The sequence below is a fragment of the Pseudomonas sp. LTGT-11-2Z genome (assembly GCF_003691445.1).
Taxonomy (GTDB): Bacteria; Pseudomonadota; Gammaproteobacteria; order Pseudomonadales; family Pseudomonadaceae; genus Aquipseudomonas; species Aquipseudomonas monteilii.
The window spans coordinates 1,219,194-1,234,620 of the sequence record NZ_CP033104.1 but is presented as its reverse complement, the minus strand read 5'-3'; the positions used below and the strand labels follow the sequence as shown (position 1 = coordinate 1,234,620).

Annotated in this window: 12 protein-coding genes; 1 reads left to right on the top strand and 11 read right to left on the bottom strand. The window is 62.7% G+C overall.

The window, feature by feature from the left end; genetic code table 11:
• Nucleotides 1–120: 120 nt before the first annotated feature.
• Together argJ and secA are read right to left on the bottom strand one after the other, a co-directional pair.
• On the bottom strand, nt 121–1,338 hold the full coding sequence (argJ, locus tag D8767_RS05620; protein WP_016713570.1) for a bifunctional glutamate N-acetyltransferase/amino-acid acetyltransferase ArgJ: 1,218 nt from the start codon (nt 1,336–1,338) through the stop codon (nt 121–123).
• Between the two features lie 87 nt (nt 1,339–1,425).
• Nucleotides 1,426–4,161 (bottom strand): preprotein translocase subunit SecA, encoded by a 2,736-nt coding sequence (gene secA, locus D8767_RS05615; protein ID WP_016713569.1) that lies wholly within the window; start codon nt 4,159–4,161, stop codon nt 1,426–1,428.
• 302 nt (nt 4,162–4,463) lie between these two features.
• Between secA and D8767_RS05605 the strand changes: the two genes are divergently transcribed.
• On the top strand, nt 4,464–4,919 hold the full coding sequence (locus D8767_RS05605) for a DUF721 domain-containing protein (protein WP_016713568.1): 456 nt from the start codon (nt 4,464–4,466) through the stop codon (nt 4,917–4,919).
• 53 nt (nt 4,920–4,972) lie between these two features.
• On the opposite strand, the gene lpxC is transcribed toward D8767_RS05605, so the two are convergent.
• The 9 genes from lpxC to murD form a co-directional block, all read right to left on the bottom strand.
• Nucleotides 4,973–5,884 carry a UDP-3-O-acyl-N-acetylglucosamine deacetylase gene (gene lpxC / locus D8767_RS05600; protein WP_016713567.1) on the bottom strand — a complete coding sequence of 304 codons (912 nt, stop codon included), beginning with the start codon at nt 5,882–5,884 and terminating at the stop codon, nt 4,973–4,975.
• Nucleotides 5,885–5,996: 112 nt separating this feature from the next.
• Complete coding sequence (gene ftsZ, locus D8767_RS05595; RefSeq protein WP_003251871.1) at nt 5,997–7,193, bottom strand: cell division protein FtsZ; 1,197 nt, start codon at nt 7,191–7,193, stop codon at nt 5,997–5,999.
• Nucleotides 7,194–7,248: 55 nt separating this feature from the next.
• On the bottom strand, nt 7,249–8,511 hold the full coding sequence (gene ftsA, locus D8767_RS05590) for a cell division protein FtsA (protein ID WP_016713566.1): 1,263 nt from the start codon (nt 8,509–8,511) through the stop codon (nt 7,249–7,251).
• Nucleotides 8,512–8,525: 14 nt separating this feature from the next.
• On the bottom strand, nt 8,526–9,395 hold the full coding sequence (locus D8767_RS05585) for a cell division protein FtsQ/DivIB (RefSeq protein ID WP_012274056.1): 870 nt from the start codon (nt 9,393–9,395) through the stop codon (nt 8,526–8,528).
• Nucleotides 9,396–9,400: 5 nt separating this feature from the next.
• On the bottom strand, nt 9,401–10,357 hold the full coding sequence (locus D8767_RS05580; RefSeq protein ID WP_016713565.1) for a D-alanine--D-alanine ligase: 957 nt from the start codon (nt 10,355–10,357) through the stop codon (nt 9,401–9,403).
• Entirely contained in the window at nt 10,354–11,802 is a 1,449-nt protein-coding gene (murC, locus tag D8767_RS05575) for a UDP-N-acetylmuramate--L-alanine ligase (RefSeq protein WP_016713564.1), read from the bottom strand. The genes D8767_RS05580 and murC overlap by 4 nt, the downstream gene beginning before the upstream one ends.
• Nucleotides 11,795–12,874 (bottom strand): undecaprenyldiphospho-muramoylpentapeptide beta-N-acetylglucosaminyltransferase, encoded by a 1,080-nt coding sequence (gene murG, locus D8767_RS05570; protein WP_016713563.1) that lies wholly within the window; start codon nt 12,872–12,874, stop codon nt 11,795–11,797. The genes murC and murG overlap by 8 nt, the downstream gene beginning before the upstream one ends.
• Nucleotides 12,864–14,078, bottom strand: coding sequence for a putative lipid II flippase FtsW (ftsW, locus tag D8767_RS05565; protein ID WP_016713562.1), 1,215 nt, complete (start codon nt 14,076–14,078; stop codon nt 12,864–12,866). The genes murG and ftsW overlap by 11 nt, the downstream gene beginning before the upstream one ends.
• Nucleotides 14,075–15,421 carry a UDP-N-acetylmuramoyl-L-alanine--D-glutamate ligase gene (gene murD, locus D8767_RS05560; protein ID WP_029380276.1) on the bottom strand — a complete coding sequence of 449 codons (1,347 nt, stop codon included), beginning with the start codon at nt 15,419–15,421 and terminating at the stop codon, nt 14,075–14,077. The genes ftsW and murD overlap by 4 nt, the downstream gene beginning before the upstream one ends.
• Between the last annotated feature and the right edge of the window lie 6 nt (nt 15,422–15,427).

Genomic DNA, 15,427 nt, shown 5'->3' with positions numbered 1-15,427 from the left:
GGAATTTTGGGGCTGCTTTTCAGCCCTTTCGCGGCACGAGGCCGCTCCTACAAAAGCGCGCGCGGTCCCTGTAGGGGCGGCCTCGTGCCGCGAAAGGGCCGCAACGCGGCCCCAATTGCATCAAGTACGGTATTCGGCGTTGATCTTCACGTATTCGTGGGACAGGTCGGTGGTCCAGATGGTTTCGCTGCACGCACCACGGCCCAGCTCGATACGAATGGTGATCTCTTCCTGGGCCATCACTGCCGAACCTTGCGCTTCGGTGTAGCTTGGGCTGCGGCCGCCTTGGCTGGCGATGCACACGCTGTCCAGGTACACGTCGATCAGGCTTACATCCAGCTCCGGCACGCCCGCACGGCCAACAGCCGCGAGGATACGGCCCCAGTTCGGGTCGGAGGCGAACAGTGCAGTCTTGATCAGCGGCGAGTGGGCCACGGCGTAGCCGACGTCCAGGCATTCCTGGTGATTGCCACCGCCGTTAACCTGTACGGTCACGAACTTGGTGGCACCTTCGCCGTCACGAACGATGGCCTGGGCCACTTCCATGCACACTTCGAACACCGCTTTTTTCAGCGCTTCGAACAGCGCGCCGCTGGCTTCGGTGACTTCCGGCAGGTTGGCCTTGCCGGTGGCGATCAGCATGCAGCAATCGTTGGTCGAGGTGTCGCCGTCGATGGTGATGCGGTTGAACGACTTGTTGGCGCCGTCCAGCATCAGGTCCTTGAGCACCGCCGGGGCAACCTTGGCGTCGGTGGCGATGTAGCCGAGCATGGTGGCCATGTTCGGGCGGATCATGCCTGCGCCTTTGCTGATGCCGGTGACGGTTACGGTTACGCCGTCGTGCTGGAACTGGCGGCTGGCGCCCTTGGGCAGGGTGTCGGTGGTCATGATGCCGGTAGCGGCTTCAGCCCAGTGGTTTTCCGACAGGTTGTCGAGGGCGGCCTGCAGTGCACCTTCGATCTTCTCGACCGGCAGTGGCTCACCGATCACGCCGGTGGAGAACGGCAGTACCGACTCGGCCGGCACGCCAGCCAATTCGGCCAGCTTGGCGCATGTACGCTCGGCAGCCACCAGGCCTGGCGCGCCGGTACCGGCGTTGGCATTACCGGTATTGGTCAGCAGGTAACGCACGGTGCCCTGTACACGCTGCTTGGACAGGATCACCGGCGCTGCGCAGAAGGCGTTGAGGGTGAACACGCCGGCCACGCTGGAGCCTTCGGCACAGCGCATCACTACCACGTCCTTGCGCCCAGGGCGCTTGATGCCGGCAGAAGCGATGCCGAGTTCAAAACCCGGAACCGGGTGCAGGGTGGGCAAAGGACCAAGACCAACAGCCATTAGAGCGCTCCTAGAAAACGGTGAATATGGAAAAAGGGGGCCGCAATGCGGCCCCCAGGGTTGTCACGATACAGCAATCAGGTCAGATCACTCGATCTGGCCATGGCAATGCTTGAACTTCTTGCCCGAACCACACCAGCACGGCTCGTTGCGGCCCAGCTTTTGGTCGTTGCGCACCGGCGCCGAGGCTACCGCCACTTCGGCACCTTCTTCGCTCAGTTGTTCGCTTTCCAGGCCCGGCGCAGCGGCATGCTGGAACTGCATGCGGCTGGCCAGTTCCTCGGCCTCGCGGCGCAGACGGGCTTCTTCCTCGGCCGGGTCTTCGCGGCGAACCTGAACGTGCGACAGCACGCGGATGGTGTCGCGCTTGATCGACTCGAGCAGCTCCTGGAACAGGGTGAACGACTCGCGCTTGTATTCCTGCTTCGGGTTCTTCTGCGCATAGCCACGCAGGTGAATACCGTGACGCAGGTGGTCCATGGTCGACAGGTGGTCTTTCCACAGGTCGTCCAGCACGCGCAGCAGGATCTGCTTCTCGAAGGTACGCAGGGCGTCGATACCGGCCTGGTCTTCCTTCTCGGTGTAGGCCGTGGTGATTTCGTTAAGCAGCTTCTCGCGCAGGGTCTCTTCGTAGAGGTGATCGTCCTCGTCGAGCCACTGCTGGATCGGCAACTTCATGGCGAAATCGCTGGCCAGCGACGCTTCCAGGCCGGCCACGTCCCACTGCTCGGGCAGCGACTGCGGCGGGATGTGCTGGCTGATGGTAGCGTCCAGCACTTCCTTGCGGAATTCGACGATGGTGTCGCCGATGTTTTCGGCGGCCAGCAGGCTGTTGCGCATGTGGTAGATCACCTTGCGCTGCTCGTTGGCCACGTCATCGTATTCGAGCAATTGCTTACGGATGTCGAAGTTGCGGCCTTCGACCTTGCGCTGGGCCTTCTCGATGGCATTGGTAACCATGCGGTGCTCGATGGCCTCGCCCGACTGCATGCCCAGTGCCTTCATGAAGTTCTTCACCCGGTCAGAGGCGAAGATACGCATCAGGCTGTCTTCCAGCGACAGGTAGAAGCGGCTGGAACCCGGGTCGCCCTGACGGCCGGAACGGCCCCGCAGCTGGTTGTCGATACGGCGCGATTCGTGGCGTTCGGAGGCGATCACATGCAAGCCACCGGCTTCGATCACCTGCTGGTGACGCTTCTGCCAGTCGGCCTTGATCTGCGCGATCTGCTCAGCGGTCGGGTTTTCCAGGGCGGCCACTTCGGCTTCCCAGTTACCACCCAACAGGATGTCGGTACCACGGCCGGCCATGTTGGTGGCGATGGTCAGCGCACCCGGGGCACCGGCTTGCGCGATGATCTCGGCTTCCTTCTCGTGGTACTTGGCGTTCAGTACCTTGTGGTCGATGCCTTCTTTCTTGAGCAGGTTCGACATGTGCTCGGAGGTTTCGATGGTCGCGGTACCCACCAGGATCGGCCGGCCCTGCTTCATGCTTTCCTTGATGTCAGCGATGATCGCAGCGTATTTCTCGTCGGCGGTCAGGTACACCAGGTCGTTGAAGTCCTTACGCGCCAGTGGTTTGTTCGGCGGAATGACCATCACGTTGAGGGCGTAGATCGACTGGAACTCGAACGCTTCGGTGTCAGCGGTACCGGTCATGCCGGACAGCTTGGTGTACAGGCGGAAGTAGTTCTGGAACGTGGTCGAAGCCAGGGTCTGGCTCTCGGCCTGGATATTCAGGTTCTCTTTGGCTTCGATGGCCTGGTGCAGGCCTTCGGACAGGCGACGACCCGGCATGGTACGACCGGTGTGTTCGTCGATCAGCAGTACCTGGCCGTCCTGGACGATGTACTCGACGTTGCGGTGGAACAGCTTGTGCGCGCGCAGGCCAGCGTAGACGTGGGTCAGCAGACCCAGGTTGTGCGCGGAGTACAGGCTCTCGCCCTCGGCCAGCAGGCCGGCCTGGGTGAGCATTTCCTCGATGTACTGGTGACCGGCTTCGTTCAGCTCGACCTGACGGCTCTTCTCGTCGATGGTGAAGTGGCCTTCCTGGGTAACCTGGCCTTCCACTTCCTCGATGTGCTGGGTCAGGCGCGGGATCAGGCGGTTGATCTCGATGTACAGCTTGGAGCTGTCTTCGGCCTGGCCGGAGATGATCAACGGGGTGCGCGCTTCGTCGATGAGGATGGAGTCGACTTCGTCGATCACGGCGAAGTTCAGTTCACGCTGGAACTTCTCGTCCTGGCTGAACGCCATGTTGTCGCGCAGGTAGTCGAAACCGAATTCGTTGTTGGTGCCGTAGGTGATGTCGGACGCATAGGCCGCGCGCTTTTCTTCCGGCGGCTGGAACGCCGAGACGATTCCGACCGACAGGCCGAGGAATTCGTACAGCGGGCGCATCCAGTTGGCGTCACGGCGGGCCAAGTAGTCGTTGACGGTGACCACGTGCACGCCCTTGCCGGACAGTGCGTTGAGGTACACGGCCAGGGTACCGACCAAGGTCTTGCCTTCACCGGTGCGCATTTCTGCGATCATACCCTCGTGCAGGGTCATGCCGCCGATCAGCTGCACGTCGAAGTGGCGCATGCCCATCACGCGTTTGCCGGCCTCACGGGCTACGGCGAAGGCTTCAGGCAGCAATTGGTCCAATGTCTCGCCTTTGGCCAAACGCTCCTTGAACTCTGCGGTCTTGCCCCGCAGCTGTTCGTCGGAGAGGGCCACCATCTTCTCTTCGAAGGCATTGACGATACTCACCGTCTTGAGCATGCGTTTCACTTCACGCTCGTTCTTGCTTCCAAAAAGTTTCTTTAACAAAGGCGCAAACATATCGGCAGGATCTTCCACACGTAGGGATGGAGGGCGGCCCCATGAGTCGCCCGTGCAGCCCTGAGGCCGCATGCGAACGAGCATTCTACCCGGAAACGATGGTGAGGAAAGTGGTGGATTTCCACGATGCTATTACAGCGTTTTGGCAGGGGCTTGTCTTAGATAGGGGCATTTTCCCTGAGTTCAAGGCTTGGCAACATGAAAGGTATCGAGAATTAGTCTTATCTTCTGCTGCCCGAGAAGAGGCCGGTTAAGGCTTTAGAGGTGTTAAACTGCTGACCACGTAACCTCATGCATACCCCATGGCCTACAAACCCTCCCCCGCCCAGCCACCTTCCGCCCTGCTCCGCCAGGTGCGCCCGCTGCGCCTGCTGCTGAACCAGGCCGAGCGCCTGGAGCACCTGCAGCGCCTGCTGGAAAGCCAGCTGCAACCGGCCGCCCGAGAACACTGCCATGTCGCGTCCTGGCGCGATGGCACCTTGCTGTTGGTGGTTACCGACGGCCATTGGGCAACCCGCCTGCGCTACCAGCAGAAGCGCCTGCTGGCGGCATTGCAGGCCATGGAAGCCTTCGGCAACCTGCGGCGCATCCTGTACAAGGTGCAGCCGCCGCTGGTGCCGGCCAAGCGCGGCGGGCATGCTGCCGAACTCTCGAACAGCGCCGCCGAGAGCCTGCGCGACACAGCCGAGGGCATCACCGACCCCAAGCTACGTGCAGCACTGGAACGGTTGGCCGCCCACGCCAACGGCAAGGCATAAAAAAGGCCACCCGAAGGTGGCCTTGATTACAACACTAGAGAGAGTGTTCGAACTTACACGGCCGCAACAGGGCGCATGTACGAGATCGGTGCCGTGCTGGCATCTTCGAACGTAACCACTTCCCAGGCATCGGTTTCGGCAATCAGTTTGCGCAGCAGCTGGTTGTTCAGCGCGTGGCCGGACTTGTAGCCCTTGAACTCGCCGATCAGGCTGTTGCCCAGCAGATAGAGGTCGCCAATGGCGTCGAGGATCTTGTGCTTGACGAATTCGTCATCGGAACGAAGGCCGTCTTCGTTAAGCACACCCGTTTCGTCGACGACGATGGCGTTCTCGACACTGCCGCCCAGCGCAAGGTTGTGCTTGCGCAGGTACTCGATGTCACGCATGAAACCGAAAGTGCGGGCGCGGCTGACTTCCTTCACGAACGAGGTGCTGGAAAAGTCGACGACTGCACTCTGGGTCTGGCCCTTGAGGACCGGGTGATCGAAGTCGATCTCGAAGCTCACTTTGAACCCTTCGAAAGGCAGGAACGTGGCGCGCTTGTCGCCCTCTTCCACGGTTACCTCACGCAGGATACGGATGAACTTCTTGGCTGCGTCCTGTTCTTCCAGGCCGGCAGACTGAATCAGGAATACAAAAGGACCGGCGCTGCCATCCATGATCGGCACTTCCGAGGCGGAGAGCTCGACGTAGGCGTTATCGATGCCCAGGCCCGCCATGGCGGAGAGCAGGTGCTCGACCGTATCGACCTTGACGTCACCGTTGACCAGCGTCGTCGACATGGTTGTCTCGCCGACGTTGGCCGCACGCGCAGGGATTTCGACCACAGGGTCGAGGTCGGCGCGGCGGAAGACGATGCCGGTGTCAACAGGTGCAGGCTTGAGGGTCAGGTAAACCTTCTCCCCGGAGTGCAGACCGACACCTGTGGCACGGATGGTATTCTTCAGGGTGCGTTGTTTAATCATGGCATTGGCCGCTTCAGCGCAAATTGCGAACAGGTATCAACAAAGGCTGGGGATGATAACAGACCCAACCTTTGATGAATACCAATCACCTTTATACCCCTGATAAATTCCATTAATCAGCCTGACGACGCAGGAAAGCCGGGATATCGAGGTAGTCCAGGTCGTCCTGAGGGTTCAGTTTAGCGGCTGCGGCAGCACCTGCATGGGCCTGGTTGCGCATCACGGTCGGGCGCTCCAGGTCACGGTAGTTGACCGCTGGCTGCTCCTGACGAACCGGTGCAGGGTTGGATGCTTCGTACGCCTGCTGAGCGGTCTGCAGGGTGTTGTCCACCACTTTGACCGGCTTCTCGATGCGCGCGCCCAGGCCAGTGGCCACAACGGTCACGTGCAGTTCGTCGCGCATGTCCGGGTCGATCACGGTGCCAACCTTGACCATGGCGTGGTCAGAGGCGAAGGCTTCGATGATGCTACCCACGTCGGAGTACTCACCCAGCGACAGATCCGGGCCTGCGGTGATGTTCACCAGGATGCCGCGGGCGCCCTGCAGGTTGACGTCTTCCAGCAGCGGGTTGCGGATGGCAGCCTCGGTGGCTTCACGCGCACGGTTCGGGCCGCTGGCGCAGCCAGTACCCATCATGGCCATGCCCATTTCGCCCATCACGGTGCGCACGTCAGCGAAGTCGACGTTGATCATGCCCGGACGCTTGATGATATCGGAGATACCGCGCACGGCACCGGCCAGAACATCGTCAGCCTTGGCGAAGGCCGACAGCAGGCTGGCATCCTTGCCCAGGATGGTCAGCAGCTTCTCGTTGGGGATGGTGATCAACGAGTCGACGCTTTCGGCCAGCATGCGGATGCCTTCATCGGCGATCTGCATACGTTTGCGGCCCTCGAACGGGAACGGACGGGTCACCACGGCTACCGTGAGGATGCCCATTTCCTTGGCCACTTCGGCAATGATCGGCGCTGCACCGGTACCGGTACCGCCACCCATGCCAGTGGTGATGAACACCATGTTGGTGCCCTGCAGCACTTCAGCGATGCGCTCACGGTCTTCCAGCGCGGCCTGACGGCCGACTTCCGGATTGGCACCGGCACCCAGGCCCTTGGTCACGCCAGTGCCCAATTGCAGGATGGTACGCGCACCGATGTTTTTCAGCGCTTGAGCATCGGTGTTGGCGCAAATGAATTCCACGCCTTCGATGCTGCTCTTGACCATGTGGTTGACGGCGTTGCCGCCACCACCACCAACGCCGATCACCTTGATGACCGGGCTTTGCGGGACGTTGTCTACGAGCTCGAACATTTTCCCTCTCCTTACAGTTCTCTAGTTGTTGCGCCTACCACTACTGCTTTGAAACTTAGAAGTTGCCCTGGACCCACTTCTTGAAGCGCTCAAGTACTGGGGCCTTCGGTTCATCGCCATAGCTGTTGTTGCTGCTGTTGCTGTTACCGGTCAGGACCATGTCCTCGGACTGCTTCAGCAGACCGTAGGTGAGCAGGCCCACGCCGGTGGAATAGATCGGGTTGCGCACCACGTCGCTCAGCCCCCGAACGCTGTGCGGTACGCCCAGGCGTACCGGCATGTGGAAGATTTCCTCGGCCAGTTCCACGGCACCTTCCATCTTCGCGGTGCCGCCGGTGAGGACGATGCCGGCCGGCACCAGGTCCTCGTAGCCGCTGCGGCGCAGCTCGGCCTGAATCAGGGTGAAGAGCTCGTCGTAACGTGGCTCCACCACCTCGGCCAGGGCCTGGCGCGACAGCTCGCGCGGTGGGCGGTCGCCCACGCTCGGCACCTTGATGGTCTCGCCGGCACCGGCCAGTTTGGCCAGGGCGCAGGCGTAGCGGATCTTGATTTCTTCGGCGTACTGGGTCGGGGTACGCAGGGCCATGGCGATGTCGTTGGTCACCTGGTCACCGGCAATCGGGATGACTGCGGTGTGACGGATGGCGCCTTCGGTGAAGATGGCGATGTCGGTGGTGCCACCACCGATGTCCACCAGGCACACGCCCAGCTCTTTTTCATCGTCGGTCAGCACCGAGTACGCCGAGGCCAGCTGCTCGAGGATGATGTCGTCGATTTCCAGACCACAGCGGCGTACGCACTTCTCGATGTTCTGCGCCGCATTCACTGCGCAGGTGACCACGTGAACCTTGGCTTCCAGACGCACGCCCGACATACCCAGTGGCTCGCGCACGCCTTCCTGGTTATCGATCACGTAGTCCTGCGGCAGGGTGTGCAGCACACGCTGGTCGGCCGGAATGGCCACGGCCTGGGCGGCGTCGAGTACACGCTCCAGGTCGGCCAGACTGACCTCGCGGTCGCGGATGGCGACGATGCCGTGGGAGTTCAGGCTGCGGATGTGGTTGCCGGCCACGCCAACGAAGGCCGAGTGGATACGGCAGCCGGCCATCAGCTGCGCTTCTTCCACCGCGCGCTGGATCGACTGCACGGTGGACTCGATATTCACCACCACGCCTTTCTTCAGGCCACGGGACGGATGGGTACCGATCCCGACGATTTCCAGGGTGCCGTCTTCGCCCACTTCGCCCACCAGCGCCACCACCTTGGAGGTGCCAATGTCCAGCCCGACGATCATTTTGCCGCTATGCGCGTTTGCCATGGTCCTGCCTCTCTCTAATTCTTCGCAACGGCGGGTTGGGCCGTCGTCGGTGCAATCGGTTCCCGCCAGCCAACGGCAAGTCCGTTGGAGTAACGCAGATCAATGCGGGCGATAGTGGTGATCTGGTCTTTGAGTGTCTTGTCGTAAATGGCAATGAAACGGCGCATCTTCTCCACCAAATGGTCGCGCCCCAGCAGCAGCTCGATGCCTGGCCCCGCGCTGCTCGCGCCAGTGGTCAGGAACCAGCTGCCTCGCTCGCGCAGCTCCAGGCGAGCGATGGAAAAGCCCAGGGGGCGCAGCATCTGGCTCAATACCTGATACTGCTGCATGACTTGTTGCTGAGCACGTTGCGGCCCGGCCAGTTGCGGCAGGTGCTCGTAGTTGGCCAGTTCACGCGGGGTAAAGGCCTGGCCCTGGTTGTTGAGCAAGGCTTCGTCCCCCCAGCGTGCCACCGGCAGCTGCTCTTCCAGGCGGATCACCACCTCGTCGGGCCACACCCGGCGCACTTCGGCGTGGGCGATCCATGGCATCTGTTCGAGTTCCGCACGCATCGCCGGCAGGTCGACGCTGAAGAAACTCGCCGCCACGTAGGGCGCGATACGCTGCTGCACCGATTGCTGGCTGATGTAGCTGAGGTCACCCTGCACATCGATCTTGGTGATCGGCCGGTCGGCATAGGGCATCAGGCGAATGGCACCCTCATAAGCCCCAAAGCCGGCCGCCACCAGCAGCACCGGCCACAGCAGGCGTTTGAGGCCGCCCAGGCTTGGACGCGGCAGGCGCGCCGATACGGGCTCGTCGGCCACCAGCCGGCTGGCACCACGCGGCACCGGCTTACTACGGCCGGTAACGGGTTGCTGCTGACGTATCATCGCGCCTTGCATGGTTATTAACCTCGCGTCGCCACGCTTTCAGCCAGGATTGCCAGCACCAGTTGCTGGAAGTCCAGGCCAGCCGCGCGGGCCGCCATGGGCACCAGGCTATGATCAGTCATGCCGGGTGCGGTGTTGACTTCGAGCAGCCAGAACCGGCCCTGCTCGTCCTGCATCACGTCCAGACGCCCCCAGCCTTCGATGCCGATGGCATCGCAGGCGCGTGCGGTCAGGTCGATCAGTTCCTGTTCCTTGACACTGTCCAGGCCGCACGGGATGCGGTACTGGGTATCGTTGGCGATGTACTTGGCTTCGTAGTCGTAGAACACATGCGGCGTACCCAGGGCGATCGGCGGCAGCACCTGACCGCGCAAGACTGCGATGGTGAACTCCGGGCCGTGGATCCACTGCTCCACCAATACCTGGGAATCGTATTTGGCGGCGTCCTGCCAGGCAGCGACCAGTTCCTGGGCGCTGTTCACCTTGGCCATGCCGATGCTAGAGCCTTCATGGGCGGGTTTGACGATAAGCGGGAAGCCCAGTTCCGTACTGGCCTGCAAACAATCGCTTTCACTCGCCAACACGGCGTGGCGCGGGGTGGGAATACCCAGGCTCTGCCACACCTGCTTGGTGCGCAGTTTGTCCATGGCCAACGCAGAAGCAAGGATACCGCTGCCGGTGTAGGGAATACCCAGGCATTCCAGCAGCCCTTGCATGCTGCCGTCTTCACCGCCACGGCCGTGGAGGATGATGAAGGCGCGGTCGATCTTCTCGCTTTGCAGGCGGTCGAGCAGGTCGTCACCCACATCGATGGCGACCACGTCGACACCGGCAGTGGTCAGGGCATCGATCACCGCAGCGCCGGACTTCAGCGAGACTTCACGCTCGGCGCTCTTGCCACCGTACAGCACGGCGACACGGCCGAACGCCTTGACGTCCAGGGTCGAGTGCAGCTTTTCGTAGGCGCTGGTCATTTCGACTTCTCCTGCTTGGCGCCAGCGAACAGCGGGCTTTTCATCAATTGCGGGGCCAGGCCGCCGACATCACCGGCACCCTGGCAGATCAGGATGTCACCAGCACGCAGCAGTGGTTTCACCAACGGTGCCAGCTCGGCGCCACGTTCGATGTAGATCGGGTCCAGCTTGCCGCGCTGGCGGATGCTGTGGCACAGCTGGCGGCTGTCGGCACCAGGGATCGGCTCTTCGCCGGCCGGGTAGACCTCCATCAGCAGTAGCACGTTGGCATCGCCCAGCACCTGGACGAAATCGTCGTACAGGTCGCGGGTGCGGCTGTAGCGGTGCGGCTGGTAGACGATCACCAGGCGGCGGCTTGGCCAGCCCCCCCGCACGGCCTTGATCACCGCCGCCACTTCGGTCGGGTGGTGGCCGTAGTCGTCGACCAGCATCACGCTGCCGCCTTCGACCGGCAGTTCGCCATACACCTGGAAGCGTCGGCCGACACCCTGGAAGCCGGACAGCCCCTGGATGATGGCCTCGTCGGTGATGCCTTCGTCAGTGGCGATGGCAATGGTGGCCAGGGCATTGAGCACGTTGTGGTTGCCGGGCATGTTCACCGACACCTCAAGTGGCTCGCGGTCGCGACGCAGCACGGTGAAGTGCGTTTGCATGCCCTGCTGGCGCACGTTGATGGCGCGGATGTCGGCCTCTTCGCTGAAGCCATAGGTCACGGTCGGGCGCTTCACCTGCGGCAGGATCTCGCGCACCACCGGGTCGTCCAGGCACATCACGGCCAAGCCGTAGAACGGCAGGTTGTGCAGGAACTCGACGAAGGTTTTCTTCAGCTTGTTGAAGTCACCCTCATAGGTCGCCATGTGGTCGGCGTCGATGTTGGTGACCACGGCCACCATGGGCTGCAGGTGCAAGAAGCTGGCATCGCTTTCATCCGCTTCGGCGATCAGGTAGCGGCTGGTGCCCAACTGGGCATTGGTACCGGCAGCGGTCAGGCGGCCACCGATGACGAAGGTCGGGTCCAGGCCGCCGGCCGCGAAAACCGAGGCCAGCAGGCTGGTGGTGGTGGTCTTGCCATGGGTACCGGCCACGGCCACGCCATGGCGATAGCGCATCAGCTCGGCGAGCATCTCGGCGCGCGGCACTACCGGAATGCGGCGCTCCAGGGCAGTGGCCACTTCCGGGTTGGCCGGGTTGATGGCGCTGGACACCACCAGCACATCGGCGGTGGCAGCGTTTTCGGCGCGGTGGCCGACGAAGATCTCGGCACCGAACGATTCCAGGCGCTCAGTCACCGGCGAGGCTTTCAGGTCGGAACCGGACACTTCATAGCCCAGGTTCAGCAACACTTCGGCAATACCGCACATGCCCACGCCGCCGATACCGACGAAGTGGATACGGCGGATACGGCCCATCTTCGGCTGGGGCATGGCTTTCTGGCTCTCAACCATGGGCCACCTCCAGGCAGATATCGACCACGGTGCTGGTTGCAGCAGGTTTGGCCAGGCGCCGTGCGGTGCCTGCCATGACGTTGAGTTTTTCGGGTTGCATCAGCACCTCGTTCAGGCGTTCAGCGAGCTGCGCTGCGCCAGTTGTCGCTTGTGGCATCAGGAAGGCAGCGCCTTCTCGGGCCAGATATTGGGCGTTGTGGGTCTGGTGATCGTCGATGGCGTGGGGCAAAGGCACCAGCATCGAGGGCAGGCCTGCTGCCGCCAGCTCGCTGACGGTCAGGGCACCGGCCCGGCACACCACCATGTCGGCCCAGCCATAGGCTTGGGCCATGTCCTTGATAAAGGGCTCTACCTGAGCCTCGACGCCCGCCTCGTGATAACGCTCGGCGGTAATCGGCGCGTGTTGCTTGCCGGCCTGGTGGAACACCTCTGGCCGCAGGGTGGCGGGCACTTCGGACAGGGCCTTAGGCAACAATTTGTTCAATGGTTCCGCACCCAGGCTGCCACCGAGCACCAACAGGCGTGCACGGCGCTCGGCCAAGGGGGCGCGTTGCGCATCCATGAACAACTCCGGGCGCACCGGGTTGCCGGTGGTACGACGCTTGTCGCTGGCCTCGAAGGTATTCGGGAAAGCTTCGCAGACCCGCGCCGAGAGCGGCACCAGCAGCCGATTGGCGGTACCTGCACGCGCGTTCTGTTCGTGGATCACCAGCGGCACGCCACACAACCGCGCGGCCACACCGCCGGGGCCGGTCACGTAGCCACCAAAGCCCAGTACGCATACCGGCTTGATCTGGCGAATGATGCGCCGAGCCTGCAGCACGGCCTTGACCAGGGTGAACGGCGCCTTGAGCAGCGACAGTTTGCTTTTGCCGCGCAGGCCGCTGACCTGAATCAGGTGCAGTGGCAAGCCAGCCTGTGGCACCAGCTCGTTTTCAATGCCACGCGGGGTGCCCAGCCAGTGCACGCTGTAACCGCGCGCCTGGAACTCCCGCGCACAGGCCAGGGCCGGGAACACGTGGCCCCCGGTGCCGCCAGCCATGATCAGTACGTTCTTGCCGTCAGCGGCCATGACTGGTCTCCTCGGCAAAATCGCTTTCGCTGAATTCGTGTTCCTCGCTGCCCAGGTGCGTACGGCTTTCCCACTCGATGCGCAGCAACAAGCCCACGCAGGCGCAGCAGATCACCAGCGAGCTGCCCCCGTAACTGAGGAACGGCAGGGTCAGGCCTTTGGTCGGCAGCAGGCCGACGTTAACGCCGATGTTGATCAGGAACTGGCCAATCCACAGGAACGCCAGGCCAAAGGCCACATACGCAGCAAAGAACTGCTTGGCTTTTTCGGCCCACAGGCCGATGTACAGGGCTCGCACGGTCACGAACACGAACAGTGCGATAGTGACCAGCGAACCGACAACGCCCAGTTCCTCGGCCAATACCGAGAACACGAAGTCGGTGTGCGCTTCGGGCAGGTAAAACTGCTTCTGCACGCTGTTGCCCAGGCCAACGCCCAGCCACTCGCCACGGCCGAAGGCAATCAGCGCCTGGGTCAACTGGTAGCCCGAGCCGAACTGGTCGGACCACGGGTCGGTAAAGGTGATAAGCCGCGCCATCCGGTACGGCTGTGCCTGTACCAGTACGAACACCGCCAGCACCGCCAACACCACCATCAGACTGAAACGGAACAGCCCCACCCCGCCCAGGAACAGCATGGCCGCTGCGGCGCCCATCATTACCACGGTGGCGCCGAAGTCCGGCTCCATCAGCAGCAAGGCAGCCATGGGCAGCAGCACGATGAACGGTTTGAAGAAGCCCATCCAGGTCTCGCGTACCTCGGTTTGCCGACGTACCAGGTAACCGGCCAGGTAGACGACCACGAACACCTTGGCGATTTCCGAAGGCTGCACGTTGAAAAAGCTGAAACCGATCCAGCGCATCGAACCGTTCACCTCACGGCCGATACCCGGCACCAGCACCAGCACCAGCAGGCCGAAGGCGCCCAGCAGCATCAAAAAGCCCATGCGCTGCCAGGTGGCGATCGGCACCAGCATGGTCGCGCCACAGGCCACCAGGCCCAGGAACACGTACACCAGGTGACGGAACATGTGATAAAGCGGGTTGCCCGACTGCACCGCAGCCACTTCCGACGACGCCGAGGTGATCATCACCAGGCCCAGGCCCAGCAAGGCCAGGCAACCGGCCAGCATCGGGAAGTCCAGGTCGATGCCGCGGCCGCTGATCAGCGGTGACGGGTAGGGCTTGAAGATGCCGAAGATCATGCAAGGCCTCCCGCTGCCTGGGCGAACAGGCGCCCGCGTTCTTCGAAGTTCTTGAACATGTCGAGGCTGGCACATGCGGGCGACAGCAGCACGGCATCGCCGGCCTGAGCCAGTTCGGCACACTGTTGCACGGCGTCATCGAGGGTCTTGACCCGTACCAGTGGCACGTCATCACCCAGGGCCTCGGCCAGGCGCTCGGCATCACGGCCAAGCAGTACCACGGCCCGGCAGAAGCGCTTGACCGGCTCACGCAAGGCCGTGAACTCGGCACCTTTGCCGTCGCCACCGGCGATCAGGACCAGTTTGCCTTCGATATCGGCACCCAGGCCTTCGATGGCGGCCAAGGCTGCACCGACGTTGGTGGCCTTGGAATCGTCGTACCAGTTCACGCCATTGCGCTCACGCACCCACTGGCAGCGATGGGCCAGGCCACCGAACTCGCGCAGCGCTTCTAGCATGGGTTCGAAGGGCAGGCCTGCAGCATGCCCCAAGGCCAACGCCGCCAAGGCATTGCTTTGGTTGTGCGCACCACGAATCTTCAGTTCACGCGCTGGCATCAGCGCCTGGAACTCGAATGCCAGGTATTTCTCGCCATCCACTTCGCGCAGGCCGAAGGCCTTGAAGTCCGGCGGGTTGAGACCGAAGGTCCAGCACGGGCGGCCTTCCACCGGCAGCGGCCGGCTCAGGGCGTCCTGGCGGTTGACCACAACCTGCTTCGCGCCGCGGAAAATCCGGTGCTTGGCCAGGTGGTAGGCCGGCAGGCCGCTGTAGCGGTCCATATGGTCTTCGCTGATGTTCAGCACGGTGGCCACTTCGGCGTTGAGCTGGTCGGTGGTTTCCAACTGGAAGCTGGACAGTTCCAGCACGTACAGCTCGACGTCATCGGCCAGCAGGTCCAGCGCCGGGGTACCGAGGTTGCCACCCACCGCTACACGCTTGCCCGCCTTGGCGGCCATTTCGCCGACCAGGGTAGTGACAGTGCTCTTGGCGTTGGAGCCACTGATGGCAATGATCGGCGCTTTGGCGTTGCGGGCGAACAGTTCGATGTCACCGGACAGTTTCACACCACGCGCAGCAGCCTGCTGCAGGGCTGGCGTGGCCAGGGCCAGGCCAGGGCTTACGTACAGTTCGTTGGCGCGGCACAGGAAGTCCACGTCCAGCTCACCACAGCGCACTTCCACCTGCGGGTAATCACGGCGCAGGGTGTCCAGTTCCGGCGGTTGCTCGCGGGTGTCGGCGACCGCAAAGGCAATGCCCCGGTTCGCCAGGAAGCGAACCAGGGACATGCCGCTCTTGCCGAGGCCGACAACGATGCGGAATTGGTCGGAAGCGATCAAAGACACGCTCAT

Bases quoted from the DNA above. Each gene is read 5' to 3' on its own strand.
- argJ (WP_016713570.1), bottom strand. From the start codon at position 1,338: ATGGCTGTTGGTCTTGGTCCTTTGCCCACCCTGCACCCGGTTCCGGGT.
- secA (WP_016713569.1), bottom strand. From the start codon at position 4,161: ATGTTTGCGCCTTTGTTAAAGAAACTTTTTGGAAGCAAGAACGAGCGT.
- D8767_RS05605 (WP_016713568.1), top strand. From the start codon at position 4,464: ATGGCCTACAAACCCTCCCCCGCCCAGCCACCTTCCGCCCTGCTCCGC.
- lpxC (WP_016713567.1), bottom strand. From the start codon at position 5,884: ATGATTAAACAACGCACCCTGAAGAATACCATCCGTGCCACAGGTGTC.
- ftsZ (WP_003251871.1), bottom strand. From the start codon at position 7,193: ATGTTCGAGCTCGTAGACAACGTCCCGCAAAGCCCGGTCATCAAGGTG.
- ftsA (WP_016713566.1), bottom strand. From the start codon at position 8,511: ATGGCAAACGCGCATAGCGGCAAAATGATCGTCGGGCTGGACATTGGC.
- D8767_RS05585 (WP_012274056.1), bottom strand. From the start codon at position 9,395: ATGCAAGGCGCGATGATACGTCAGCAGCAACCCGTTACCGGCCGTAGT.
- D8767_RS05580 (WP_016713565.1), bottom strand. From the start codon at position 10,357: ATGACCAGCGCCTACGAAAAGCTGCACTCGACCCTGGACGTCAAGGCG.
- murC (WP_016713564.1), bottom strand. From the start codon at position 11,802: ATGGTTGAGAGCCAGAAAGCCATGCCCCAGCCGAAGATGGGCCGTATC.
- murG (WP_016713563.1), bottom strand. From the start codon at position 12,874: ATGGCCGCTGACGGCAAGAACGTACTGATCATGGCTGGCGGCACCGGG.
- ftsW (WP_016713562.1), bottom strand. From the start codon at position 14,078: ATGATCTTCGGCATCTTCAAGCCCTACCCGTCACCGCTGATCAGCGGC.